Consider the following 25,044-nt stretch of genomic DNA (forward strand, 5'->3'; position numbering starts at 1 on the left):
GCGGCCGTAACTATAACGGTCCTAAGGTAGCGAAATTCCTTGTCGGGTAAGTTCCGACCCGCACGAAAGGTGTAACGATTTGGGCACTGTCTCAACCAGAGACTCGGTGAAATTATAGTACCTGTGAAGATGCAGGTTACCCGCGACAGGACGGAAAGACCCCGTGGAGCTTTACTGTAGCCTGATATTGAATTTTGGTACAGTTTGTACAGGATAGGCGGGAGCCATTGAAACCGGAGCGCTAGCTTCGGTGGAGGCGCTGGTGGGATACCGCCCTGACTGTATTGAAATTCTAACCTACGGGTCTTATCGACCCGGGAGACAGTGTCAGGTGGGCAGTTTGACTGGGGCGGTCGCCTCCTAAAGTGTAACGGAGGCGCCCAAAGGTTCCCTCAGAATGGTTGGAAATCATTCGTAGAGTGCAAAGGCATAAGGGAGCTTGACTGCGAGACCTACAAGTCGAGCAGGGACGAAAGTCGGGCTTAGTGATCCGGTGGTTCCGCATGGAAGGGCCATCGCTCAACGGATAAAAGCTACCCCGGGGATAACAGGCTTATCTCCCCCAAGAGTCCACATCGACGGGGAGGTTTGGCACCTCGATGTCGGCTCATCGCATCCTGGGGCTGTAGTCGGTCCCAAGGGTTGGGCTGTTCGCCCATTAAAGCGGTACGCGAGCTGGGTTCAGAACGTCGTGAGACAGTTCGGTCCCTATCCGTCGTGGGCGTAGGAAATTTGAGAGGAGCTGTCCTTAGTACGAGAGGACCGGGATGGACGCACCGCTGGTGTACCAGTTGTTCTGCCAAGGGCATAGCTGGGTAGCTATGTGCGGAAGGGATAAGTGCTGAAAGCATCTAAGCATGAAGCCCCCCTCAAGATGAGATTTCCCATAGCGTAAGCTAGTAAGATCCCTGAAAGATGATCAGGTTGATAGGTTCGAGGTGGAAGCATGGTGACATGTGGAGCTGACGAATACTAATAGATCGAGGACTTAACCATATAATATGTAGCAATGTTATCTAGTTTTGAAGGAATATGCCTTCATAGTTTGGTGATGATGGCAGAGAGGTCACACCCGTTCCCATACCGAACACGGAAGTTAAGCTCTCTAGCGCCGATGGTAGTTGGGACCTTGTCCCTGTGAGAGTAGGACGTCGCCAAGCAACTAAAAACACAAGTCATTTGACTTGTGTTTTTTTGTATTGTTAAAAAGAATGGGAAAGAAGTAATGGTAATACAAACACGTTGCCCAAGAGTTAATCATATTATATAAAAGATGGGTGTATATTTTTCTGTAAATTGTTAAGGATTAGAAGTATAAAATAGGTTCACTTAAATAGGGAGGGAAGGTTATGAAATTACAAAGTGAAGTTTGTATTGTTTGTGAGACGAAAAGAAAAGAAGGTATATATGTTTATAATAATTTAATATGCTATGAATGTGAAAAGGATATGGTGAATACAGAGACAGATGATCCGAAATATATACATTATTTAAAGCAGCTTCGAAAATTAGAAGTATCATATTTTTAAATAGGCATATGCCTATTATTTTTTTTGTTCTGTATAATAGATAGAGAATGAATAATAAGGAAGAGATGTAGATGAATCAAAATCGTATGCCTTTATATGAGGCGTTAATAGAGTTTAAAGAAAGAGGGCCGTTATCTTTTCATGTTCCAGGTCATAAGAATGGTTTAAACTTCCCTCAGGAGGCAATAAGAGAGTTTAAAGATATTCTATCTATTGATGTAACTGAGTTAGCAGGACTAGATGATTTGCATAGTCCGTTTGAATGTATAGATGAGGCACAACAATTATTGGCTGAAGTTTATAATACAAAGAGGAGCTATTTTTTAATTAATGGTTCAACAGTCGGGAACTTAGCAATGATTTTGTCTTGTTGCGGGGAACATGATATTGTTCTTGTACAAAGAAATTGCCATAAATCAATTATTAATGCTTTAAAACTTGCGGGAGCAAATCCCATTTTTTTAGATCCATGGATTGATGAAGCTTATAACGTACCGGTGGGAGTTCGTAACGAAATTATTAAGAAAGCAATTGAAAAGTATCCAAATGCGAAAGCGCTCATTTTAACGCATCCTAATTATTATGGTATGGGGATGGATCTAGAGGCAAGCATCGCTTTTGCACATGAACATAAAATACCTGTTTTGGTAGATGAGGCACATGGGGCACATCTGTGCTTGGGAGAACCATTCCCGAAGTCAGCATTAACATATGGTGCAGATATTGTAGTTCATTCTGCACATAAAACATTACCCGCAATGACAATGGGTTCCTATTTACATATAAATAGTCACTTAGTAGACGAAGAGAAGGTTACTACTTATTTAAGTATGCTACAATCTAGTAGTCCATCGTATCCAATTATGGCTTCCTTGGATATAGCACGCTTTACAATGGCGCGTATAAAAGAAGAAGGTCACAGTGAAATTGTTGAGTTCTTACGAAAATTTAAGGAACAATTACGTTCTATTCCTCAAATCGCCATTTTAGAATATCCGTTGCAAGATGAGTTAAAGGTCACCGTACAAACTCGTTGTCAGTTATCAGGGTACGAATTACAGTCTGTATTTGAAAAGGTCGGTATATATACAGAGATGGCTGATCCGTACAATGTCCTATTTATTTTACCCTTACAAGTAAATGGGGGATATATGAAGGTTATAGAGATGATCCGAGTAGCATTGCAACATTATGAGGTGAAAGACAAGAGGGAATCTATTCGTTATACTTATAAAGGTGAATTCTCTCTTTTACCGTATACGTATAAACAACTAGATGGATATGAAACAAAGATAGTATCTATAGAAGATGCTGTTGGAATGATAGCGGCGGAAATGGTGATTCCGTATCCACCTGGAATTCCATTGATTATGTATGGAGAGAGAATTACTTCAGAGCATAAAGAGCAAATTATGTATTTAGAGAGAGCAGGGGCTCGTTTTCAATGTAATACGAAATATATGAAAGTGTATGATATAGAAAGTAGGTTTTAGGATGAAGGGATTATTTGTAACAATTGAGGGCCCAGAAGGTTCAGGTAAAACAACGTTAATTAAAAGCTTATTGCCATATTTTGAAAAAAAAGCACAAAAGGTAATGGCGACAAGAGAACCAGGCGGTATTGCAATTTCTGAGGACATTAGGACGATTTTACATAAACAAGAATATACGATGATGGAAGCACGTACAGAAGCGCTTCTTTATGCTGCTGCGCGCAGACAACATTTAGTAGAAAAAGTTATGCCAGCACTTAATGAGAACTACCTCGTGTTATGTGATCGTTTTATAGATAGCTCTTTAGCATACCAAGGCTATGCAAGAGGATTGGGTATGGATAAGGTATTTGAAATAAATCGTTTCGCAACAGAGGACTGTATGCCTAGTTTAACAATTTATCTAGACATTGAGCCTGAGGTTGGTTTGGCTCGGATTGAAAAAGATGCAGGACGTGAAGTAAATCGACTAGATATGGAAGATATCTCTTTCCATAAACGTGTGCGCGAAGGGTATTTACAAGTTGTAGAACGTTTCTCGGATCGTATTGTATTGGTAAATGCTGATCAGCCGATGGAAAAACTTATAGAAGAAGTTGTTCAGATTATAGAAGATAAATTGTTATAATAGAAGGAAAGAATGAAATAAGTGAGGTATGCATTATGACGAAGACGTGGGAGCAGCTTTCTGCTATACAACCCATCGGTGTAAAAATGTTGATGAATAGCATTGCAAAAGAGCGTATATCCCACGCTTACTTGTTAGAGGGAGGGAAAGGGACAGGAAAGTTTGCGACAGCAATTCAAATGGCAAAGAGTTTCCTCTGTTCTGAGCGAAATGGGGTAGAGCCCTGCCATGTATGTACAAACTGTAAGCGAATTGATTCAGGTAACCACCCTAACTTACATATTGTAAAACCAGACGGATTATCTATTAAAAAGCAGCAAATTCATGATTTACAAGAAGAGTTTTCAAAAACAGGATTAGAGGCAAATAAAAAATTATATATTATTGAGCACGCAGATCGTATGACAGCAAATGCGGCAAATACACTTTTGAAATTTTTAGAAGAACCAAGTAGTGATACAACTGCTATTTTACTTACTGAACAAAGTCATCAAATTTTAAATACGATTTTATCTCGTTGCCAAGTTGTTACGTTTAGACCGTTACCTACGGAATCTTTAATTAGAAGATTACAGGATGAAGGGATTACAGCATCTTTATCGACACTTGCTGCTCAACTTACAAATAGTTTTGATGAAGCTTTAGCTTTATGTAGTGATGAATGGTTTGCACAAGCACGAGCTTTAGTGATAAAATTATGTGAAGCGCTCGAAAAAGATAAAACCTCTATTTTTTTTGTACAAGAAAAATGGGGAAAACACTTTGGAGAGAAAGAACAATTACAGCAAGGTTTAGATATGTTACTCCTTATTTATAAGGATTTATTATATGTTCAACTTGGAGAAGAAGATCGTCTTGTTTTTCATGATCAGAAAGAGATGTTTGAATCGTTTTCCTATGCTCAGAAGCGCATTGTATCAGCTCTCTTTAATATATTAGAGGCAAAAAATAGAATCAACGCTAATGTAAATGCGCAGCTTGTGTTCGAACAGTTAGTGTTGCGGTTGCAGGAGGGATGACCGTTTTGTATGATGTAGTAGGTGTTCGCTTTAAGAAGGCCGGAAAGGTATATTACTTTGATCCAAATCAGTTCGATATCTCTGAAAATGAGTTTGTCATTGTAGAAACGGTAAGAGGTATTGAATACGGAAAAGTAGTTATTACCAAAAAACAAGTTGATGAAAACGACGTTGTATTACCGCTAAAAAAGGTTATTCGTATTGCAAATGAAAATGATCGTACCATTGTTGAAGAGAACAAACATGCTGCCAAAGAAGCATATCAAGTCTGTCAACAAAAGGTAGTAGAGCATAATCTTGATATGAAACTTGTAGATGTAGAGTATACATTCGATCGTAATAAGATTATTTTCTATTTTACTGCGGATGGTCGGATCGATTTCCGCGAACTAGTGAAGGACTTAGCCGCAATTTTTAGAACAAGAATTGAACTAAGACAAATTGGTGTTCGTGATGAAGCGAAGATGCTAGGTGGTATTGGTCCATGTGGTCGTATGCTTTGTTGTTCTACTTTTTTAGGGGATTTTGAACCTGTATCCATTAAAATGGCAAAGGATCAAAATTTATCATTAAATCCTGCAAAAATCTCTGGTTTATGTGGTCGCTTAATGTGTTGCTTAAAATATGAGAATGATGAATATGAGGCAGCAAAGGAACAACTTCCTGATTTAGATCAACGTATACAAACCCCGCATGGTACTGGCCGTGTTATCGGATTAAATATTTTAGAAAGATTAATTCAAGTGGAACTAGTAGACAAGGAACGGATAGTAGAATATACGTTAGATGAGTTAGTGAATAAAGGGGTCGTTTCGAGTCAAACCACAGATTAATGAGGTGGGTGCTTGTGGAGAAAAAAGATATTTTTGAATCGGTTTCTAGTATGGAAGAGCAAATTGGACATTTATATAAACAGTTGGGAGAGTTAAAACAGCATCTTGCAGAGTTGTTGGAAGAAAACCAGCATATAAAAATGGAAAATAACAATTTGCGACACCGTTTTGAAGAAGTGCAGAATAAAGAAAAACAAAAAACTCAAAAACGTAAAGAAGTGAAGCCGAAAACAGATATTGGTGAAGGCTATGACAATTTAGCGAGACTGTATCAAGAAGGTTTTCATATTTGCAATCTACATTATGGAAGTGTACGTAAAGAGGGAGATTGTTTATTCTGTCTGTCATTCTTAAATAAAAAGTGAAATTACCTTTCCAATTATAATTGGAAAGGTAATTTTTTATACATGAAATAGGGTAGGTTAAGGGTAAGAAAAGGAGCAGTATATGAATTTATATGAAGATGAACGTTTAGATTACTTATTAGCACAAGACATGAAGATTATACAAAGCCCATCAGTATTTAATTTTTCTTTAGATGCCGTTTTACTTGCAGATTTTGCATGGGTACCAATTCAAAAGGGGAATTTACTTGATTTGTGTACAGGTAACGCGGTTGTTCCCCTTCTATTAAGTACAAGAACAAAAGGAAATATTACTGGTGTGGAAATTCAAGAACGCTTATATGATATGGGAGTAAGAAGTGTTCAATACAATGGGTTGGAGGAAAGAATTCACCTCATACATGGAGATTTGAAAGATATGCCAGAGAAACTTGGGCGTCATCAATATGATGTTGTTACATGTAATCCACCATATTTTCAAACACCTCAAACTTCAGAGAAAAATATGAATGAACATTTAGCGATAGCTCGTCATGAAATTATGTGTACATTAGAAGATGTTGTATCTGTAAGTAGTCAGTTAGTAAAACAAGGTGGGAAAGTAGCGTTTGTACATCGTCCAGGGCGATTACTAGACATTGTCACATTAATGCGTAAATATAAAATTGAACCAAAGCGTGTGCAATTTGTTTATCCTAAGGTTGGAAAAGAAGCAAATACATTGTTAATTGAAGGAATTAAGGATGGAAATGCAGATTTGAAAATTTTACCGCCTCTCGTTGTATATGAGAACAATAACGAATATACAAAGGAGCTACGTTCGATTTTATATGGAGAAGAATAAGCACTTTTTTTATGTGGTAGAGTGCTCTGATGGAAGTTATTATGCTGGATATACAAACCATATAGAAAAGAGAATTCAGACTCATAATAGCGGCAAAGGGGCTAAGTATACACGCGTCAGGCTTCCTGTTGTTTTAAAATATGTAGAGACCCACGATGATAAGCGTACAGCTATGCAAGCGGAGTATTACTTTAAGCAATTAACGAGAAAACAAAAAGAGGCATATATGCAAAAAGGAGAACGCTATGTGGCAACAAAAAAGCTTTCAACAAAATGAAAAGGGAGTTTTATATTTAGTACCAACTCCTATTGGAAATCTAGAAGATATGACATTTCGTGCAATCCGAATTTTAAAAGAAGTTGATTTAATTGCTGCTGAAGATACGAGACAAACGAAAAAACTTTGTAATTATTTTGAAATTGAAACACCTGTTACGAGTTATCATGAGCACAATAAAGAAGTAAGTGGGAAGAAACTATTAGAGAAATTAGAGGATGGAAAGAATGTAGCACTTGTTAGCGACGCTGGTATGCCGTGTATTTCTGATCCAGGTTACGATATTGTCGTTGAGGCAGTAGCTGAGCAATATCATGTAATTCCGCTTCCTGGAGCAAATGCAGCCCTTACAGCATTAATTGCATCCGGTCTTGAAACAAAGCAGTTTTATTTCTATGGTTTCTTGCAGAGAAACAAAAAGGAACGAAAGATGGAGTTAGAAAAGCTTCGTTATGTACAAACTACAATGATGTTTTATGAAGCGCCTCATCGTTTAGACGATACTTTAATTTCGATGCAGGAAGTGTTGGGAAATAGAGAGATTGTATTATGTCGAGAGTTAACGAAAAAATTTGAGGAATTTATTCGAGGGACAATCGAAGAAGCAATTGAGTGGACGAAGCAAAATGAAGTACGTGGTGAGTTTTGTATTTTAGTAGCTGGTTCAACAGAAGAACCTGCTCCAGAAGAACAATGGTGGGAATCTCTTTCGGTATATGATCATATTGAATATTATATAAATGAAAAAAGTATGAATTCAAAAGAAGCGATTAAAACAGTCGCTAAAGATCGAGATTTGTCGAAAAGAGATGTATATCAAATCTATCATGTCGATAAAAAATAAGCTTCTCATAATTGAGAAGCTTATTTTGCTGTTTCGATATAATCTTGAAGTTCGTTTAAGATTTGCTCAGCGCCTTCTTTGCTTAAGATGATTTTACCTTCAGCTAAAGAAAGGTTACCGTCAGATACTTCACCAGTTACTTGGCAAGTCATGTTTGGTTTATATTTCTTTAAGATGATTTTTTCGTCATCAACATAGATTTCAAGAGCGTCCTTTTCTGCAATACCTAAAGTACGGCGTAATTCGATTGGAATTACTACACGACCTAATTCATCAACTTTACGAACAATACCAGTAGATTTCATAATTTTTTTCCTCCTAAATAAATAGTTTATAAGTTTCGAGTCTATTTTTAGATTCGTCATTTTTCGACAAAATACCCTATGGACATATGATACCAATCATTTACATTTCCGTCAATTCTTAAATTCTATATTTTTTAAAAAGATTTATAGATTTCTTATTTCTTATATATAATAGATTGAGAGGAAATTCCACAATTATTTACAATATTTTCTGAAAAAATAATAAATTAAAAGTGGAGATTGTATATTTTTGTGAAATATGAGCAATAGATGATAAAGATATCGAGCATTAAGACCTAAATTTAAAATTAGGTTGGCGTAAAGAAGATAAGTTAGATTTGGGCTGCTCGTAAAAGCCCAATTAATGTGGGCTAATAATTAGTGGGGAGGAACAAAAACCCTACTGATTAAAGTTTCACTTTATATATGAGTTTTTGATATACTGTTTATAAATACATATGAGGTTATTCGGGAGGTTCAAAACAATGACAGAGGAAAATAAGTCCTTTTATATTACTACCCCAATTTATTATCCAAGTGGAAAATTACACATTGGACATGCTTATACGACAGTAGCAGGAGATGCGATGGCACGATATAAGCGTATGCAAGGTTATAATGTGCATTATTTAACAGGAACTGATGAGCATGGACAGAAGATCCAAAAGAAAGCAGAAGAGTTAAATATTACGCCACAGGCATATGTTGATAACATTGTTGCAGGAATTAAAGAGCTTTGGGAGAAGATGGATATTTCTTATGATGATTTTATTCGTACAACTGAAGATCGTCATAAAGATGTTGTCGAAAAAATCTTTAAGCAATTAGTAGATCAAGGTGACATTTATCTTGATGAATATGAAGGTTGGTATTCTGTACAAGATGAGACGTTCTATACAGAGCATCAATTAGTAGATCCAATTATGGAAGGCGACAAAGTAGTTGGAGGAAAAAGCCCAGATAGTGGTCATGATGTAGAACTTGTTCGTGAAGAATCTTATTTCTTTAGAATGGGTAAATATGTCGACAGACTATTAAAGTTCTATGAAGATAATCCACATTTCATTCAGCCGGAGTCTCGTAAAAATGAAATGATTAATAATTTTATTAAACCAGGATTAGAAGATTTAGCGGTTTCTCGTACTTCATTTGACTGGGGAGTTCGTGTTCCTGGTAACCCAAAACATGTTATTTACGTATGGGTTGACGCATTATCTAATTATATTACGGCGTTAGGTTATGGAACAGCAAATGAAGAGAAATATAAAAAATTCTGGCCTGCAGATGTGCATTTAGTTGGGAAAGAAATTGTTCGTTTCCATACAATTTATTGGCCGATAATTTTAATGGCATTAGATTTACCTCTTCCGAAGAAAGTCTTTGCTCATGGCTGGATTTTAATGAAGGATGGAAAGATGAGTAAGTCAAAAGGAAACGTAGTAGATCCAGTTACATTAATCGATCGTTACGGATTAGATGCATTACGTTATTACCTACTTCGTGAAGTTCCATTTGGATCTGATGGTGTATTCACACCAGAAGGATTTGTGGAGCGTATTAATTTCGACTTAGCAAATGACTTAGGTAATTTATTAAATCGTACAGTAGCTATGATTGATAAGTATTTTAACGGAGAAATCCCTGCATTTAAAGAAAATGTGACGGAATTTGATGAAACGTTAGTAGCGTTTGCACAAGATACTTTGAAAAAAGTAGAAGAAGCAATGGAGAATATGGAGTTCTCTGTAGCGTTAGGATCTATTTGGCAACTAGTTAGTCGTACGAATAAATATATTGATGAAACACAACCATGGGTATTAGCAAAAGATGAGAATGATCGTGAAAAGTTAGCTTCTGTAATGGCTCATTTAGCAGAAGTACTTCGTCAAACAGGTATTATGCTTATGCCATTCTTAACAGTAGCACCAAGCAAGATGTTTGCTCAGCTTGGCCTTACTGATGAAGCTCATAAATCTTGGGAAAGTCTATCTACAATTGGCTGCATTCCAGCTGGAACAAAAGTAGAAAAAGGAAACCCAATTTTCCCTCGTTTAGAAATGGAAGTGGAAGTAGAGTACATTAAAGAACAAATGAAAAGCTCTGCTCCTAAAGTAGAAGAGAAAAAAGAAGAAGAACCGAAGGCAGAAGAAATTACAATTGATGATTTCTTTAAAGTAGAATTACGCGTAGCTGAAGTACTATCTGCTGAACCTGTGAAAAAAGCAGACAAGTTGTTAAAAATTCAACTAGACTTAGGCACAGAAAAGCGTCAAGTTGTTTCTGGAATTGCAAAATTCTATTCGCCGGAAGACTTAAAAGGTAAAAAGGTTATTTGTGTAACAAACTTAAAACCTGTAAAATTACGCGGTGAATTATCGCAAGGTATGATTTTAGCGGGTGAAGAGAATGGCGTATTGTCATTAGCATCAATTGACCAAAATCTACCAAATGGTACAAAAATCAAGTAATTAAGACAAGAAAAGAGATGTTTCACGTGTAACATGTGTGAAGCGTCTCTTTTCTTTTTACACTCTCTATTTTTGCATTAAGATTGTAGTATTGTTATCGTTAAGTTATTAAAGAACTTATTTTTGTAGAATAAACTTGATTTCAATATAAAAGGAGTTATGTATTATGTTGTTTGATACACATTCACATTTGAATGCAGAGCAATTCGAAGAAGATTTGCAAGAGGTTATTGCCCGAATGAAAGAAGCGGGAGTTACTTATACAGTTGTTGTTGGTTTTGATGAAGTAACGATAAAAAAGGCGATGGAATTAGCTGAAGCCTATGATTTTATTTACGCTGCGGTTGGCTGGCATCCAGTTGATGCAATCGACATGACAGAAGAACATTTAGCTTGGTTAGAAGAACTTGCTTCTCATCCTAAAGTCGTTGCACTTGGAGAAATGGGCTTAGATTATCACTGGGATAAGTCTCCAAAAGAAATACAGAAAGAAGTATTTCGTAAACAAATTGCATTAGCGAAAAAAGTAAATTTGCCGATTATTATACATAACCGCGATGCAACTCAAGATATTGTCGATATTCTAGAAGAAGAGAATGCAGCTGAAGTAGGAGGCATTATGCATTGCTTTAGCGGTAGCGTAGAAGTAGCAGAGCGATGTGTTGATATGAACTTTTTAATTTCGTTAGGTGGACCAGTTACATTTAAAAACGCTAAGAAACCGAAAGAAGTTGCTACGGAGATTCCATTAGAGAAATTGTTAATAGAGACGGATTGTCCCTATTTAACGCCGCATCCATTTCGCGGGAAACGAAATGAACCGAGTTATGTAAAACTCGTAGCAGAAGAAATTGCGAATTTAAAAGGAATTTCTTATGAGGAAGTAGCAGAAATGACAACTAAAAATGCAAAAGTTTTATTTGGTGTTGAATAAAAAGAACGGGGGAAACCTGTTCTTTTTTATTTTGAGAAAAACTAGTAGAAGTAATGAAGAAAATAAATGTGAATGATGAAGTGTTACAATAAGGACAGGGAACAAAGATTTTTCTATTCTATTTTTTAAAATATAAGAATGGGGAAAATAATAATGGAAAAGTCGTCATTTTTTTGTTTTACTAAGTAGAGACGAAATGAGTGTGGAGGCAAGCATGAAAATAAAAGAGATTATCGTTGTAGAAGGTAAAGATGATACAGTTGCGATTAAGCGTGCTGTTGATGCGGATACAATTGAAACGAACGGTTCAGCAATCGGTGATCATGTTATTGAGCAAGTTAAATTAGCGCAGCAAAAAAGGGGCGTTATTATTTTCACAGATCCGGATTATCCTGGAGAGCGTATTCGAAAAATTATTTCTGACAAGGTTCCTGGCTGTAAGCATGCTTTTTTACCGAAGGAAGAAGCGCTTGCTAAAAGGAAAAAGGGTGTTGGGATTGAACATGCTTCTAATGAGTCGATTCGCCGTGCTCTAGAGAATATACATGAAGAAATGGAAGCTTACACAAGTGAAATTAGTTGGAGTGATTTAGTCGATGCAGGCTTAGTGGGCGGAGAAATGGCAAAGAGCCGCAGAGAAAGAATGGGTAAGCTATTAAAGATTGGTTATACAAATGCAAAACAGTTACATAAACGATTACAGATGTTTCAAGTTTCAAAGGAATCATTTGCAGAAGCTTATAAGCAAGTAATACAGGAGGAAAAAAAATGAAGGATATCGCAACGCCAAATCGTACAAAAGACATTGTTGAAAAGTATGGATTTTCATTCAAAAAAAGTTTAGGACAAAACTTTTTAATTGATACAAATGTATTAAATCGTATTGTCGATCATGCAGAAATTGGTTCAGAAAGTGGTGCAATTGAAATTGGACCAGGTATTGGTGCATTAACAGAGCAATTAGCGAAGCGTGCTAAAAAAGTAGTGGCTTTTGAAATTGATCAAAGACTATTACCAATATTAGATGAGACGTTAGCGCCATATGGTAATGTTACAGTTATTAATAAAGACGTACTAAAAGCAGATGTACATGAAGTATTTAATGAGCAATTTGAAGAAGGGCAAGATGTAATGGTAGTAGCTAACTTACCGTACTATATTACAACGCCAATTTTATTTAAATTGCTTGAAGAAAAGTTACCAGTTCGTGGATTTGTTGTTATGATGCAAAAAGAAGTTGGAGATCGTTTAGCTGCTAAACCTGGAACGAAAGAGTATGGTTCTTTATCGATTGCCATTCAGTACTATACAGAAGTTGAAACAGTTATGACTGTACCGCGTACAGTGTTTGTACCACAGCCAAACGTTGATTCTGCAATTATCCGCCTTCTAAAGCGTCCTAAACCGGTTGTAGAGGTGACAGATGAAACGTTCTTCTTTGAAGTAGTACGAGCAAGTTTCGCACAGCGCCGTAAAACTTTAATGAATAATTTATCAAATAATTTAAATGGTTTCCCGAAAGATAAGGAGTTATTGGATCGAATTTTAACAGAAGTAGGAATTGATCCAAAGCGAAGAGGCGAAACGCTATCTATTGAAGAGTTTGCAACATTAAGTAATGCATTAGTTCTTCATAAATTATCATAAGAATATGAAAGGGACAGTTCAAGTTGAACTGTCCCTTTTGTCACCTTTCTCTCTCTAAATTCATACTTTAAAAACAGGTAAGATGGCCTAATGAGTTTGGAGGTAGGAGAATGGTTTTACATGTTGGAGAATTAGTGGAACGATATTCTCATAAGAGGGATATTCTTTTTCGTATTATAGAAATAAAAGGCGAGATAGCTATATTGTTTGGAGAAGAAATTAGACTGGTGGCGGATGCGCCACTTGAAGATTTAATTAGTATAGATCAAAGAGAACATAAAAAAAGGGTGAAGCGTGAGAAAGAAACAATGGAGCGCACGTATCGTTTGTTTCAACAAGATTATGTACTGATGAAACAAAGGCATGAACATACTTCAACTGGTGGATACACAAGTGAGGTAAATTATTTTCAAATGCCGGGACGTGTATTGCATATAGATGGAGACCCTTTATATTTGCGCAAGTGCTTAGATTTATATAATAAAATTGGCGTTCCTGTTCAAGGTATTCATTGTAAAGAAACGGAGATGCATGAAAAAGTAGTAGACTTAATAGATCACTTTCGCCCAGACATTCTCGTTATTACAGGACATGATGCATATACAAAATCAAAAGGAGTGAAGGGAGATTTAGCGGCATATAGGCATTCAAGGCATTTTGTACAGGCTGTTCGTGAAGTGCGAAAAAAATATCCATCATTGGATCAACTTGTTATTTTTGCTGGGGCATGTCAATCACATTTTGAGGCACTAATTCGTGCAGGGGCCAATTTCGCTAGTTCACCATCTAGAATTAATATTCATGCACTAGATCCTGTATATGTAGTTGGTAAAATTAGTTTTACTTCATTTATGGAGAGAGTCAATGTATGGGATGTCGTACGTAATACAATTACTGGTGAAAAGGGACTAGGTGGAATTGAAACGAGAGGGATTTTACGAACGGGATTACCTTTTCAACATTACGAAGAGTAAGCAGGATACATATGTATCTTGCTTTTTGTATGGAAGGATTTAAATGAATTTGGATAAAAAGAGGTAAGAACGTAAAGACTACGTAATGATACTTTTACAATATAGTATTTCTTCTATCTATTCAAACGCAGGATGATATTAGCTGTGAATCGCGGTTAATAATTAGGATAGATATATCGTGCTTTAAGTGTTCAATCTAAATTACAGCGAGGTGTAGCGAAGTATATGTCAAAACGTTTAGATGAAATTAAAAGCGAATTAGATCACCATCTTGGACAGCGACTTATGTTAAAAGCAAATAGTGGAAGAAGAAAAACTGTGGAGCAATCAGGTGTACTAGCAGAAACATACCGTTCCGTTTTTGTTGTACAATTGGATCAACAAGAAGATGCGTTGCAACGTGTATCTTATAGTTATGCAGATGTTTTAACAGAGACAGTAGAGTTAACATTTTATGGAGACCCTCATAATGAGGTCATTTTATAATCTGTATATCATTACATATATTCCCATAAATGAAAAGCTATATTATTTTGCATACTAACTATACCGTAGCAAAATAAGGAGGGACTCTGCATTGAGTAGACGAAGAGGTGTCATGTCAAACCAATTTAAAGAAGAGCTAGCAAAAGAGCTTGGCTTTTATGATGTTGTTCAGAAAGAAGGATGGGGCGGAATTCGTGCGAAAGATGCTGGTAACATGGTGAAACGTGCTATAGAAATTGCAGAACAGCAATTAATGAAACGAAACCAGTAGTTGTAAGATACTTTCTATGCTACGGTAGCCGAGGAGACATTCCTCGGCTTTTTGTACTCTAAAAGGTGCCATCATTTTACATAAGTAGTTTCATTCTGAATGCTTTTCGTTATAATTAGGGAAGTGTCATCGTCTTACTATAAATTTATGGTAAAATAAACGATAAAAGATTGAGTACATAGAGTGGGTGAATAGATTGAAGCTACTAGTGAAAGCACCAGCAAAGATTAATCTGTCGTTAGATGTACTGGGAAAAAGACAAGACGGATATCATGAAGTGAAAATGATTATGACAACCATTGATTTAGCAGATCGTCTAGAACTAACGGAATTAGCAGAAGACCGTATTGAAATTTTATCCCATAATCGGTATGTCCCAGACGACCAACGAAATTTAGCTTATCAGGCAGCGAAATTATTAAAAGAGAAGTTTAATGTAAAAAAAGGTGTATCTATTACTATTGAAAAAACGATTCCAGTAGCAGCTGGATTAGCAGGTGGAAGTAGTGATGCAGCAGCGACATTACGTGGTCTTAATAAATTATGGAATTTAGGGCTTACAATTGATGAGTTAGCAGAGCTTGGTGCAGAAATTGGATCAGATGTATCGTTCTGTGTATACGGAGGCACAGCAATTGCCACTGGAAGAGGAGAGAAAATTGAGCATATAAAGACTCCGCCTTCTTGTTGGGTTATTTTAGCGAAACCACATATAGGTGTATCTACTGCTGATGTGTATGGAAATTTAAAGTTAAATCGAGTTACACATCCAAATGTAGATAAAATGGTTGATGTCATAAATTCTGGTGATTATAAAGGAATTTGTGATACTGTTGGTAACGTTTTAGAAGATGTAACATTTGGAATGCATCCTGAAGTTGCCCGTATTAAATCACAGATGAAGCGATTTGGAGCGGATGCTGTATTAATGAGTGGAAGTGGTCCAACTGTATTTGGACTTGTACACCATGATTCACGAATGCATCGCATTTATAACGGATTAAAAGGATTTTGTGAACAAGTCTATGCGGTACGTTTATTAGGAGAGCGAGAAACGCTTGAATAAAGACGTATAATACGTTATGATTTGTTTAGAATATTCGTGATTTGAGGTGAGAGTATGAAAATTAGAAGAAGTACAAGATTAGTCGATATGACTTATTACTTGCTACAAAACCCTCGTCAGCTAGTATCTCTCACTTTTTTTGCTGAAAGGTATCAATCGGCTAAGTCTTCCATTAGTGAAGATTTAGTTATTATTAAGCAAACGTTTGAACAACAAGGGGTCGGCACATTGCAAACGATACCAGGAGCAGCAGGAGGAGTGAAATATATACCGTATATAAGTGAAGAAGAGGCAGATCTAATTATTGATGAGCTTTGTGGCTTATTTGAAAACCCAGATCGTATTTTGCCTGGCGGTTACTTATACATGACAGATTTATTGAGTAATCCTCGCCATATTAATGGCGCAGGTCGTTTGTTTGCTTCTGTTTTTGCTAGGCAACCAATTGATGCAGTTATGACGGTGGCAACGAAGGGGATTCCACTTGCTTATGCAGTGGCAAATTACTTAGATGTACCAGTTGTAATTGCAAGGAAAGATAATAAGGTAACAGAAGGTCCGACTGTTAGTATTAACTATGTGTCGGGTTCTTCTAAACGAATTCAAACAATGACGTTAGCAAAACGCAGTCTTCCAGAAGGGTCGAATGTTTTAATTATTGATGACTTCATGAAAGCTGGCGGAACAATTCAAGGTATGATGAGTATGCTAGAAGAATTCAAGGCTAATGTTGTTGGTATTGGTGTATTAGTAGAATCCACAGATATTGAAGAACGACTAATTAATAATTTTGTATCATTAATTCGTCTATCGGAAGTTGATGTGAAAGAAAAAACGATTCAAGTGGAAAAAGGGAATTATTCTCTTGCGCCATTTGATGAAGGGCTTGTAGAGGCGGAATAAAAGATAGAGCAGATAGCTCTATCTTTTTTATTTTATTTATAGATTATAAAATAGATGGACAAACTGCCTTTCGTACACTATTTTTAAAGAGTAAAATAAATAATAAAAGGGTGAAAAGTATGAAAGTTGTTCAAACAAGCAAGGCACCACAAGCAATTGGACCTTATTCACAGGGGATTATTGTAAATAACATGTTCTATAGCTCAGGACAAATTCCATTGATGGCAAATGGGGAGCTTGTAACAGGAGATGTAACAGTACAAACAGAACAAGTATTTCAAAATTTACAAGCGGTATTAGAGGAAGCAGGTGCTTCATTTGATACAGTCGTAAAAACAACAGTATTTTTAAAGGACATGGATGATTTTAATGCTGTGAATGAAGTGTATAGCTCTTATTTCTCTACTCATAAACCAGCTCGATCTTGTGTGCAAGTAGCAAAATTACCGAAAGATGTTTCCGTTGAAATTGAAGTGATCGCCCTAGTTAAGTAACCTTTTGTAAGCGATAACCTCCACTAATCTCTATATTCAACTACTTTAAAAATTTTTATCTTAAAAATTTTTAAAAAATTAAAGGGAAAATAGAAAATTTGTGGAATTTATACAAATATATCGCTTATTTAGAAAAGGGTGGTGAACACAAGATGGAAGTGACTGACGTAAGATTACGCCGCGTAAACACAGAAGGCCGCATGAGAGCAATTGCCTCTATTACTCTAGACCATGAATTTGTTGTTCATGATATTCGTGTAATTGATGGTAATAATGGATTATTTGTAGCAATGCCAAGTAAACGTACTCCAGATGGAGAGTTCCGTGATATTGCACATCCAATTAATTCTGGTACACGCTCTAAAATTCAAGATGCGGTTTTAACAGAGTATCATCGTTTAGGCGAGTTAGAAGAGGTTGAGTTTGAAGAAGCAGGTGCTTCGTAAAATTCGAATGAAAAGGGCTTTTGACAAAAAGCCTTATAATTTTGTAGCAAACTCCTGTAAGCATTTACAGGGGTTTGTTTTTTTTGTTTTATATTTGGAAACTTCATAATTTATTAACATAAAAAGAAGAAACTACTAATTTTTTCAAAATCATTTTAAATAGTATAGCTTATTTCTTAAAAAAGATACTAAAGAGTAAAACATCTTATAAGAATTATGGTAAAATTTAATAGTTAAAATGTGTTTCTTGAAATATATGATGATTTAGGATAATATCTTTAATGGATAAATAGGTTGCGATGGAGGGTCTATATGTCAAACAGATTTGCAGTGATTCTAGCTGCAGGTAAAGGCACACGTATGAAGTCAAAGCTATACAAAGTGCTGCATCCTGTATGTGGAAAACCTATGGTACAACACGTAGTCGATCAAGTATCTCAATTAGGATTGCAGAAACTTGTAACGGTTGTTGGACATGGTGCTGAAATGGTACAAGAACAGCTAGGGAACGTAAGTGAGTTTGCATTACAAGCAGAACAACTTGGTACAGCACATGCTGTAGATCAAGCTGCAAGTGTACTTGCAAATGAAGAAGGAACAACTTTAGTTATTTGTGGTGATACGCCTCTAATAACTGCTGAAACAATGGAAGCATTACTTCAGCAACATAAAGAAGCAGGAGCAATGGCGACGGTGCTAACAGCATACATAGAAGAGCCTGCTGGATATGGCCGTATTGTTCGTAATGAGAATGGTCATGTTGAAAAGATTGTTGAGCATAAAGATGCAAATGAGAAAGAATTAGCTATTAAAGAAATCAATACAGGTACGTATTGTTTTGATAATAAGGCTTTATTTGCTTCACTTTCTAAAGTTTCAAATGATAACGTGCAAGGTGAATATTACCTTCCAGATGTTATTGAGATTTTAAAAAATGAAGGTCATATCGTATCAGCTTATCAAACAGAGCAGTTCGATGAAACGTTAGGTGTTAACGACAGAGTCGCTCTATCGCAAGCGGAAATTATTATGAAAAACCGTATCAACCGAAAGAACATGGTAAATGGTGTTACAATTATTGATCCAAGTAACACTTATATTTCTGCTGATGCAATTATCGGTAGCGATACAGTTCTTCATCCAGGAACAATTATTGAGGGGAACACTGTAATTGGTTCTGATTGTGAAATTGGACCGCATACAGTAATTCGCGATAGTGAAATTGGAGATCGTACGACAATTCGACAATCTACTGTACATGATAGTAAACTTGGTACAGAAGTATCGGTTGGTCCATTTGCACATATTCGCCCAGATTCAGTTATTGGAGACGAAGTACGCGTTGGAAACTTCGTGGAAATCAAAAAAACTGTCTTTGGTAATAGAAGTAAAGCTTCACACTTGAGTTATATCGGGGATGCACAAGTTGGAGAAGACGTGAATCTTGGTTGTGGTTCAATTACGGTGAACTATGACGGTAAGAATAAATTCAAAACTGTGATTGGTAATGGGGTATTTATTGGATGTAATTCAAACCTTGTTGCTCCAGTAACAGTTGAAGATGGTGCTTATGTGGCGGCAGGCTCTACAATTACAGAGAATGTTCCATCAAAAGCATTATCGGTAGCACGTGCACGTCAAGTTAACAAAGAAGACTATGTTGATCAATTGCTGAATAAGAAAAAATCATAATAATGTGGAGGGTTAATCTAGATGTCGACTCAATATCTAAATTCTAATTTGAAAGTATTCTCTTTAAACTCTAATAAGGAACTTGCTGAGCAGATTGCAAAGCATATTGGAGTAGGACTAGGAAAATGTTCTGTTGATCGTTTTAGTGATGGAGAAGTTCAAATTAACATTGAAGAAAGTATCCGTGGTTGCGATGTATTCATTATTCAATCTACAAGCTTCCCAGTAAACGAACATATCATGGAATTACTTATTATGATCGATGCATTAAAACGTGCATCTGCGAAAACAATTAATATTGTTATTCCTTACTATGGTTATGCGCGTCAAGACCGTAAAGCGCGTTCTCGTGAACCAATTACATCGAAACTTGTAGCAAACTTGCTTGAAACAGCAGGTGCAACTCGTGTAATCACTCTAGATTTACATGCTCCACAAATTCAAGGGTTCTTTGATATCCCAATCGACCACTTAATGGGTGTACCGATTCTTTCTGATTACTTTGAAACAAAAGGTCTTAAAGATATCGTAATCGTGTCTCCTGATCATGGTGGTGTAACTCGTGCGAGAAAAATGGCAGATCGTCTAAAAGCGCCAATCGCTATTATTGATAAGCGTCGTCCTCGCCCGAACGTTTCAGAGGTAATGAACATTATCGGTAATATTGAAGGCAAAACAGCGATTTTAATTGATGACATCATTGATACAGCTGGTACAATTACATTAGCAGCAAACGCTCTTGTTGAGAACGGTGCTTCTGAAGTATATGCTTGCTGTACACACCCAGTATTATCTGGTCCAGCAATTGAGCGTATTCAAAATTCAAACATTAAAGAGTTAGTTGTAACGAACTCTATCGTATTACCAGAAGAGAAGAAAATCGACAAAGTACATGAACTTTCAGTTGCTCCATTAATCGGAGAAGCAATCATTCGTGTATACGAAGAAGAATCTGTGAGTGTATTATTCAATTAATTGGATAGAATGAGACGTAACCAAAATTGGTTACGTCTTTTCGTATCGAAAAAAGAAAGTAGTGGTACAAGAATGAAATTGATAGTAGGACTTGGGAACCCAGGTAGAGAATATGAATTAACAAGGCATAATATTGGATTTATGGCCATTGATGAACTTGCGAAGCGTTGGAACATTTCTTTGAATGAACAAAAATTTAAAGGTGTATTTGGTGCAGGGTTTGTTAATGGAGAAAAGGTAATCTTATTAAAGCCGCTAACATATATGAATTTATCTGGGGAAAGTATTCGTCCACTTATGGATTATTATAAAATTGATGTTGAGGACTTCGTTGTTATGTACGACGATTTAGACATTCCTGTAGGTAAATTGCGTCTTCGCATGAAAGGTAGTGCTGGTGGACATAATGGTGTAAAGTCAACGATTTTGCACTTAGGAACACAAGAATTTCAACGTATCCGTATGGGAATTGATCGCCCGAAAAATGGAATGAAGGTAGTCGATTATGTATTAGGGCGCTTTACATCTGAAGAGATTGCGGATGTTAACCATTCTATTGAAAAAGCAGCGGATGCATGTGAAGAGTGGCTAAATAAGCCTTTTCTTCAAATCATGAATACTTTCAATAGTTAAAAATGAGATTGGGAATATTTCTCTTTTGTTTTACCCATACTAGTAGTAATTGAATTTTTAGGAGGCTAGTATGGAAGGGTATTATTATTGCAGACACTGCGGAGGTAATGTAGGCTCCATTAACGCAGAAAAAGTATATAGCGACGTTTTATTTCAACTAACGGAGCAAGAAGTAGTAGAAATGATTCATTTTCATGAGAATGGAAATATATATATAAAAACGATTTGTGAATCGTGTCAAGAAACGCTCGCATCTTATCCTGAGTATTATGAGTATGAAAAATTTCTGCAATAAAATGTTGTCGCTTTGGCATGTCCAAAGCATTTTTCTGTTTTCCTTTTCCAAAATATTTGCATAAAATAGAATGACTTGCTCTTTATGTTGAGAGGAGTTTTAAAAATGATAGGTTTATTAGAGCAATTTTATAAAAATGAAGAGATACAATCGGTTATTAATGGGTTAGAAGATGGGTTAAAAGAACAACTTATATCAGGGATGGCAACGTCTTCTCGTTCATTATTAATGGCGGCTTTATATAAAAAAACAAAAAAATCACAATTAATCGTGACACATAACTTATACCAAGCACAAAAAGTACATGAAGATTTAGTGGCGTTACTTGGTGAAAAAGATGTGTGGTTATATCCAGTGAATGAACTGATAGCATCGGAAATTGGAGTTGCAAGTCCAGAATTGAAGGCGCAACGTATAGAAGTGTTAAATCGCTTGGCTGCGGGAGAGAATGGAATCATTGTAGCGCCAGTGGCAGGATTGCGTAGATTTTTACCAATAAAAGAATTGTGGAAGCAAAAGCAAGTTGAAATCAATCTAGGGCAAGAGATTGATTTAGATGCGCTCTTGCATACTTTACATCATATTGGCTATGAACGTAAGTCGATGGTAGAAGCTCCAGGGGAGTTCAGTTTGCGTGGGGGAATATTAGATATTTATCCTTTAACTGAAGAACTACCATTTCGTATTGAATTCTTTGATACAGAAGTCGATTCTATTCGATTATTTGATGTGGATGAACAGCGTTCTCAAGGTAAAAAAGAAAACGTTAGGTTTGGTCCGGCAACAGAGTTTTTATTTTCACAGGAAGAATTAAAATCAGGAATTCAGCATCTTGAAGAAGGCTTGACTAAGACGATGCAAAAACTTTCTGATGATAAACTAAAGACTAAAGTGCTTGAGACGGTAAGTCATGAAATTGAGATGTTGAAAAACGGGCAAAGTATAGAACAGATGTTTAAATACTTATCTATTTTCTATAAAGAACCTGCTAGTCTGATAGATTATTTACCAGAAGATGGTGTTGTAATTTTAGATGAGATTTCCCGTATTCAAGAAACAGCATCACATCTTGAAACAGAAGAGGCGGAATGGTATATATCACTTCTTGGTGAAGGAACAATTATTCAAGATTTATCTTTCTCTCACCCATTCGAGGGGTTTCTTCATCATAAAAAAAGAAGTTTTGTATATTTAACGTTATTCTTGCGTCATATCGCACACACACATCCGCAAAATATTGTTAATGTAACATGTAAAACAATGCAAGATTTCCATGGACAGATGAATTTGTTAAAAACAGAAATTGATAGATGGAATGAAGGGCATTTTACGACTGTTGTACTCGGAACAGATGATGAACGTGTGAAAAAATTACAACATATTTTAAGTGATTATGATATTGAGGCAGATATTGTAGAAGGTACAGATATTTTATTGCCTGGAAGGTTACAAATTGCTGTAGGTGATTTACATGCAGGATTTGAAATGCCGATGCAAAAGCTTGTTGTCATTACTGAAAAGGAGCTTTTTCATAAGAAAGTTAAAAAATCACAACGTAAACAAAAGCTATCGAATGCTGAACGTATTAAAAGTTATTCGGAATTAAAAGTTGGAGATTATGTAGTTCATGTAAATCATGGTATAGGTAAATTTTTAGGTATTGAGACATTAGAGATTAATGGTGTTCATAAAGATTATTTAAATATTAAATATCAAGGTAATGATAAGCTATACGTTCCAATTGAACAAATTGATCAAGTTCAAAAATATGTAGGATCTGAAGGTAAGGATCCGAAAGTTTACAAATTAGGTGGGAATGATTGGAAAAAGGTTAAAACGAAAGTTGAAAAATCTGTACAAGACATTGCGGATGACCTAATTAAACTATATGCTGAGCGCGAAGCTTCAAAAGGCTATGCATATACGCCAGATACGGCAGAACAACAAGAGTTCGAATCATCTTTCCCATACCAAGAGACAGAGGATCAGTTACGTTCTATTGACGAGATTAAAAAAGATATGGAACGCGGACGCCCGATGGATAGGCTCCTTTGTGGTGATGTAGGGTATGGAAAGACTGAAGTGGCTATTCGTGCGGCATTTAAAGCGATTATGGATGAAAAACAAGTTGCAATTTTAGTACCGACAACGATTCTTGCGCAGCAACACTATGAAACAATTCGAGAGCGTTTTCAAGATTATCCAATCAATATAGGCTTATTAAGTAGATTCCGTACGAGGAAACAACAAAATGAAACAATTAAGGGCTTAAAGGATGGAACAGTAGATATTGTAATCGGAACACATCGTATTTTATCTAAAGATGTTACTTATAAAGATTTAGGGCTTCTTATTATTGATGAAGAACAAAGATTTGGTGTGACACATAAAGAAAAAATTAAACAATTGAAGGCGAATGTTGACGTATTAACATTAACGGCAACTCCGATTCCGCGGACGCTTCATATGTCTATGCTTGGTGTGCGCGACTTATCTGTTATTGAGACACCACCAGAAAATCGTTTCCCAGTCCAAACGTATGTAGTCGAGTATAATCCAGCGTTAATGCGAGAGGCGATAGAGCGAGAGCTTGCAAGAGGTGGTCAAGTTTACTTCCTATATAACCGTGTAGAGGATATTGAAAGAAAAGCAGATGAAATTTCGATGTTAGTTCCAGATGCCCGCGTAACGTACGCACATGGGAAAATGAACGAAAGCGAATTAGAGTCTGTTATGCTATCATTTTTAGAAGGACAGCATGATGTTCTTGTAAGTACAACAATTATTGAGACGGGTGTAGATATTCCGAATGTAAATACGTTAATTGTATTTGATGCAGATCGTATGGGATTATCACAGTTGTATCAGCTTCGTGGGCGTGTTGGACGTTCTAATCGTGTTGCATATGCATACTTTGCATATAAACGTGACAAAGTGCTGTCAGAGGTTGCAGAGAAGCGTCTACAAGCAATTAAAGAGTTCACGGAACTTGGATCTGGTTTCAAAATTGCGATGAGAGATTTATCTATTCGTGGAGCAGGTAATTTGTTAGGGGCAGAACAGCATGGATTTATTGATTCTGTCGGATTTGATCTATATTCTCAAATGTTAAAAGATGCAATTGAACAGCGTAGAGGAACAGATGGTGCTGAAAATATAGTTAATGTTGAAATTGACTTAGAGGTAGATGCATACTTACCAGATGCTTATATTTCAGATAGTAAGCAAAAAATTATGATGTATAAACAATTTAGAGGTGTTTCTGCAATTGAGGATATTGAAGAATTGCAGGAAGAAATGATCGATAGATTTGGCGATTATCCACAAGAAGTTGGTTATTTATTACAAATTGCAAATATTAAAGTGTTGGCAATGAAAGAACAAATTGAATTAATTAAGCAGAATAAATTTGAAGTAACATTCCTGTTTTCTGAACAAGCAAGTCAAAATATTGATGGTGGAAAATTATTCATGCTCGGAAATAGTTTTGGACGTATGATCGGTTTAGGAATGGAAGGATCACAATTGAAAATTGTTATGAAAACAAATGGCTTAGAGACATCGAAGTGGTTAACGATTGCTGAAAATTTATTAAAAGGCTTACCAGATGTAAAAAAAGAAGTAATAAATGCCTAAAATAAGAT

At 36.2% G+C, this 25,044-nt stretch carries 26 protein-coding genes and 2 rRNA genes (1 of these 28 running past the window's edge); 27 read left to right on the forward strand and 1 reads right to left on the reverse strand.

Annotation, left to right across the window (positions count from 1 at the left end; all coding sequences use genetic code 11):
* The 11 genes from NST27_RS00165 to rsmI form a co-directional block, all read left to right on the forward strand.
* Positions 1-996: ribosomal RNA gene (locus NST27_RS00165) — 23S ribosomal RNA — on the forward strand; it begins 1,927 nt to the left of the window's first position.
* Between the two features lie 48 nt (positions 997-1,044).
* Positions 1,045-1,160, forward strand: a 5S ribosomal RNA gene (gene rrf, locus NST27_RS00170).
* 189 nt (positions 1,161-1,349) lie between these two features.
* Positions 1,350-1,529 (forward strand): sigma factor G inhibitor Gin, encoded by a 180-nt coding sequence (locus NST27_RS00175; RefSeq protein WP_000776279.1) that lies wholly within the window; start codon positions 1,350-1,352, stop codon positions 1,527-1,529.
* Between the two features lie 71 nt (positions 1,530-1,600).
* On the forward strand, positions 1,601-3,022 hold the full coding sequence (locus tag NST27_RS00180; RefSeq protein ID WP_001075298.1) for an aminotransferase class I/II-fold pyridoxal phosphate-dependent enzyme: 1,422 nt from the start codon (positions 1,601-1,603) through the stop codon (positions 3,020-3,022).
* A gap of 1 nt (position 3,023) precedes the next feature.
* Positions 3,024-3,650, forward strand: a complete 627-nt coding sequence (tmk, locus tag NST27_RS00185; protein ID WP_000677214.1) for a dTMP kinase — start codon at positions 3,024-3,026, stop codon at positions 3,648-3,650.
* Between the two features lie 35 nt (positions 3,651-3,685).
* Complete coding sequence (gene holB / locus NST27_RS00190) at positions 3,686-4,669, forward strand: DNA polymerase III subunit delta' (protein WP_000169563.1); 984 nt, start codon at positions 3,686-3,688, stop codon at positions 4,667-4,669.
* 5 nt (positions 4,670-4,674) lie between these two features.
* The gene (locus tag NST27_RS00195; protein WP_000272429.1) at positions 4,675-5,502 is read left to right on the forward strand and encodes a PSP1 domain-containing protein; all 828 of its coding nucleotides are present in this window, start codon (positions 4,675-4,677) and stop codon (positions 5,500-5,502) included.
* 14 nt (positions 5,503-5,516) lie between these two features.
* Positions 5,517-5,867 (forward strand): DNA replication initiation control protein YabA, encoded by a 351-nt coding sequence (yabA, locus tag NST27_RS00200; protein WP_000412063.1) that lies wholly within the window; start codon positions 5,517-5,519, stop codon positions 5,865-5,867.
* Positions 5,868-5,949: 82 nt separating this feature from the next.
* Positions 5,950-6,690, forward strand: a complete 741-nt coding sequence (locus NST27_RS00205) for a tRNA1(Val) (adenine(37)-N6)-methyltransferase (RefSeq protein ID WP_001055367.1) — start codon at positions 5,950-5,952, stop codon at positions 6,688-6,690.
* Positions 6,677-6,967, forward strand: a complete 291-nt coding sequence (locus tag NST27_RS00210; protein WP_000414350.1) for a GIY-YIG nuclease family protein — start codon at positions 6,677-6,679, stop codon at positions 6,965-6,967. Before NST27_RS00205 ends, NST27_RS00210 begins: the two co-directional genes overlap by 14 nt.
* Positions 6,936-7,811: a 16S rRNA (cytidine(1402)-2'-O)-methyltransferase gene (rsmI, locus tag NST27_RS00215; protein ID WP_000267821.1), complete on the forward strand. Its 876-nt coding sequence runs from the start codon at positions 6,936-6,938 to the stop codon at positions 7,809-7,811. The genes NST27_RS00210 and rsmI overlap by 32 nt, the downstream gene beginning before the upstream one ends.
* Positions 7,812-7,831: 20 nt before the next feature.
* On the opposite strand, the gene NST27_RS00220 is transcribed toward rsmI, so the two are convergent.
* Entirely contained in the window at positions 7,832-8,116 is a 285-nt protein-coding gene (locus NST27_RS00220; RefSeq protein WP_000843036.1) for an AbrB/MazE/SpoVT family DNA-binding domain-containing protein, read from the reverse strand.
* Between the two features lie 485 nt (positions 8,117-8,601).
* On the opposite strand from NST27_RS00220, the gene metG reads away from it, so the two are divergent.
* The 16 genes from metG to mfd all read left to right on the forward strand — a co-directional run bounded on the left by metG (position 8,602) and on the right by mfd (position 25,036).
* Positions 8,602-10,584, forward strand: coding sequence for a methionine--tRNA ligase (gene metG, locus NST27_RS00225; RefSeq protein WP_000134135.1), 1,983 nt, complete (start codon positions 8,602-8,604; stop codon positions 10,582-10,584).
* A 166-nt stretch (positions 10,585-10,750) separates the two neighbouring features.
* On the forward strand, positions 10,751-11,518 hold the full coding sequence (locus NST27_RS00230) for a TatD family hydrolase (protein ID WP_000895843.1): 768 nt from the start codon (positions 10,751-10,753) through the stop codon (positions 11,516-11,518).
* A 214-nt stretch (positions 11,519-11,732) separates the two neighbouring features.
* On the forward strand, positions 11,733-12,290 hold the full coding sequence (gene rnmV, locus NST27_RS00235; protein ID WP_000692835.1) for a ribonuclease M5: 558 nt from the start codon (positions 11,733-11,735) through the stop codon (positions 12,288-12,290).
* On the forward strand, positions 12,287-13,165 hold the full coding sequence (rsmA, locus tag NST27_RS00240; RefSeq protein WP_000651548.1) for a 16S rRNA (adenine(1518)-N(6)/adenine(1519)-N(6))-dimethyltransferase RsmA: 879 nt from the start codon (positions 12,287-12,289) through the stop codon (positions 13,163-13,165). The genes rnmV and rsmA overlap by 4 nt, the downstream gene beginning before the upstream one ends.
* Positions 13,166-13,275: 110 nt before the next feature.
* Positions 13,276-14,139 carry a sporulation peptidase YabG gene (gene yabG, locus NST27_RS00245; protein WP_000242868.1) on the forward strand — a complete coding sequence of 288 codons (864 nt, stop codon included), beginning with the start codon at positions 13,276-13,278 and terminating at the stop codon, positions 14,137-14,139.
* A 225-nt stretch (positions 14,140-14,364) separates the two neighbouring features.
* Entirely contained in the window at positions 14,365-14,625 is a 261-nt protein-coding gene (gene veg, locus NST27_RS00250) for a biofilm formation stimulator Veg (protein ID WP_000044347.1), read from the forward strand.
* Between the two features lie 91 nt (positions 14,626-14,716).
* Positions 14,717-14,896 (forward strand): acid-soluble spore protein SspF, encoded by a 180-nt coding sequence (sspF, locus tag NST27_RS00255; RefSeq protein ID WP_002094215.1) that lies wholly within the window; start codon positions 14,717-14,719, stop codon positions 14,894-14,896.
* A 196-nt stretch (positions 14,897-15,092) separates the two neighbouring features.
* Positions 15,093-15,962: a 4-(cytidine 5'-diphospho)-2-C-methyl-D-erythritol kinase gene (gene ispE, locus NST27_RS00260; protein WP_000772104.1), complete on the forward strand. Its 870-nt coding sequence runs from the start codon at positions 15,093-15,095 to the stop codon at positions 15,960-15,962.
* 54 nt (positions 15,963-16,016) lie between these two features.
* A complete protein-coding gene (gene purR, locus NST27_RS00265; protein ID WP_000702466.1) occupies positions 16,017-16,865 on the forward strand; it encodes a pur operon repressor in 849 nt (282 codons plus the stop codon).
* A gap of 119 nt (positions 16,866-16,984) precedes the next feature.
* Positions 16,985-17,359, forward strand: a complete 375-nt coding sequence (locus tag NST27_RS00270) for a RidA family protein (RefSeq protein ID WP_000869811.1) — start codon at positions 16,985-16,987, stop codon at positions 17,357-17,359.
* Positions 17,360-17,511: 152 nt separating this feature from the next.
* A complete protein-coding gene (gene spoVG / locus NST27_RS00275) occupies positions 17,512-17,805 on the forward strand; it encodes a septation regulator SpoVG (protein WP_000454041.1) in 294 nt (97 codons plus the stop codon).
* A 312-nt stretch (positions 17,806-18,117) separates the two neighbouring features.
* Entirely contained in the window at positions 18,118-19,497 is a 1,380-nt protein-coding gene (glmU, locus tag NST27_RS00280; RefSeq protein WP_000071039.1) for a bifunctional UDP-N-acetylglucosamine diphosphorylase/glucosamine-1-phosphate N-acetyltransferase GlmU, read from the forward strand.
* Between the two features lie 21 nt (positions 19,498-19,518).
* Positions 19,519-20,472 carry a ribose-phosphate diphosphokinase gene (locus NST27_RS00285; protein ID WP_000107420.1) on the forward strand — a complete coding sequence of 318 codons (954 nt, stop codon included), beginning with the start codon at positions 19,519-19,521 and terminating at the stop codon, positions 20,470-20,472.
* A 72-nt stretch (positions 20,473-20,544) separates the two neighbouring features.
* Positions 20,545-21,105, forward strand: coding sequence for an aminoacyl-tRNA hydrolase (pth, locus tag NST27_RS00290; RefSeq protein WP_080009060.1), 561 nt, complete (start codon positions 20,545-20,547; stop codon positions 21,103-21,105).
* 70 nt (positions 21,106-21,175) lie between these two features.
* Positions 21,176-21,400 (forward strand): anti-sigma-F factor Fin family protein, encoded by a 225-nt coding sequence (locus tag NST27_RS00295; RefSeq protein WP_000399438.1) that lies wholly within the window; start codon positions 21,176-21,178, stop codon positions 21,398-21,400.
* Positions 21,401-21,505: 105 nt separating this feature from the next.
* Entirely contained in the window at positions 21,506-25,036 is a 3,531-nt protein-coding gene (mfd, locus tag NST27_RS00300) for a transcription-repair coupling factor (RefSeq protein WP_000579678.1), read from the forward strand.
* Positions 25,037-25,044 lie beyond the last annotated feature (8 nt).

Source organism: Bacillus sp. FSL W8-0770 (assembly GCF_038008705.1).
Classification (GTDB): Bacteria; Bacillota; Bacilli; order Bacillales; family Bacillaceae_G; genus Bacillus_A; species Bacillus_A cereus.

Coding starts and splice junctions, on each gene's coding strand:
- NST27_RS00175 (WP_000776279.1), top strand. CDS start 1,350: ATGAAATTACAAAGTGAAGTTTGTATTGTTTGTGAGACGAAAAGAAAA.
- NST27_RS00180 (WP_001075298.1), top strand. CDS start 1,601: ATGAATCAAAATCGTATGCCTTTATATGAGGCGTTAATAGAGTTTAAA.
- tmk (WP_000677214.1), top strand. CDS start 3,024: ATGAAGGGATTATTTGTAACAATTGAGGGCCCAGAAGGTTCAGGTAAA.
- holB (WP_000169563.1), top strand. CDS start 3,686: ATGACGAAGACGTGGGAGCAGCTTTCTGCTATACAACCCATCGGTGTA.
- NST27_RS00205 (WP_001055367.1), top strand. CDS start 5,950: ATGAATTTATATGAAGATGAACGTTTAGATTACTTATTAGCACAAGAC.
- NST27_RS00210 (WP_000414350.1), top strand. CDS start 6,677: ATGGAGAAGAATAAGCACTTTTTTTATGTGGTAGAGTGCTCTGATGGA.
- rsmI (WP_000267821.1), top strand. CDS start 6,936: ATGTGGCAACAAAAAAGCTTTCAACAAAATGAAAAGGGAGTTTTATAT.
- NST27_RS00220 (WP_000843036.1), bottom strand. CDS start 8,116: ATGAAATCTACTGGTATTGTTCGTAAAGTTGATGAATTAGGTCGTGTA.
- metG (WP_000134135.1), top strand. CDS start 8,602: ATGACAGAGGAAAATAAGTCCTTTTATATTACTACCCCAATTTATTAT.
- NST27_RS00230 (WP_000895843.1), top strand. CDS start 10,751: ATGTTGTTTGATACACATTCACATTTGAATGCAGAGCAATTCGAAGAA.
- rnmV (WP_000692835.1), top strand. CDS start 11,733: ATGAAAATAAAAGAGATTATCGTTGTAGAAGGTAAAGATGATACAGTT.
- rsmA (WP_000651548.1), top strand. CDS start 12,287: ATGAAGGATATCGCAACGCCAAATCGTACAAAAGACATTGTTGAAAAG.
- yabG (WP_000242868.1), top strand. CDS start 13,276: ATGGTTTTACATGTTGGAGAATTAGTGGAACGATATTCTCATAAGAGG.
- veg (WP_000044347.1), top strand. CDS start 14,365: ATGTCAAAACGTTTAGATGAAATTAAAAGCGAATTAGATCACCATCTT.
- purR (WP_000702466.1), top strand. CDS start 16,017: ATGAAAATTAGAAGAAGTACAAGATTAGTCGATATGACTTATTACTTG.
- NST27_RS00270 (WP_000869811.1), top strand. CDS start 16,985: ATGAAAGTTGTTCAAACAAGCAAGGCACCACAAGCAATTGGACCTTAT.
- spoVG (WP_000454041.1), top strand. CDS start 17,512: ATGGAAGTGACTGACGTAAGATTACGCCGCGTAAACACAGAAGGCCGC.
- glmU (WP_000071039.1), top strand. CDS start 18,118: ATGTCAAACAGATTTGCAGTGATTCTAGCTGCAGGTAAAGGCACACGT.
- NST27_RS00285 (WP_000107420.1), top strand. CDS start 19,519: ATGTCGACTCAATATCTAAATTCTAATTTGAAAGTATTCTCTTTAAAC.
- pth (WP_080009060.1), top strand. CDS start 20,545: ATGAAATTGATAGTAGGACTTGGGAACCCAGGTAGAGAATATGAATTA.
- NST27_RS00295 (WP_000399438.1), top strand. CDS start 21,176: ATGGAAGGGTATTATTATTGCAGACACTGCGGAGGTAATGTAGGCTCC.
- mfd (WP_000579678.1), top strand. CDS start 21,506: ATGATAGGTTTATTAGAGCAATTTTATAAAAATGAAGAGATACAATCG.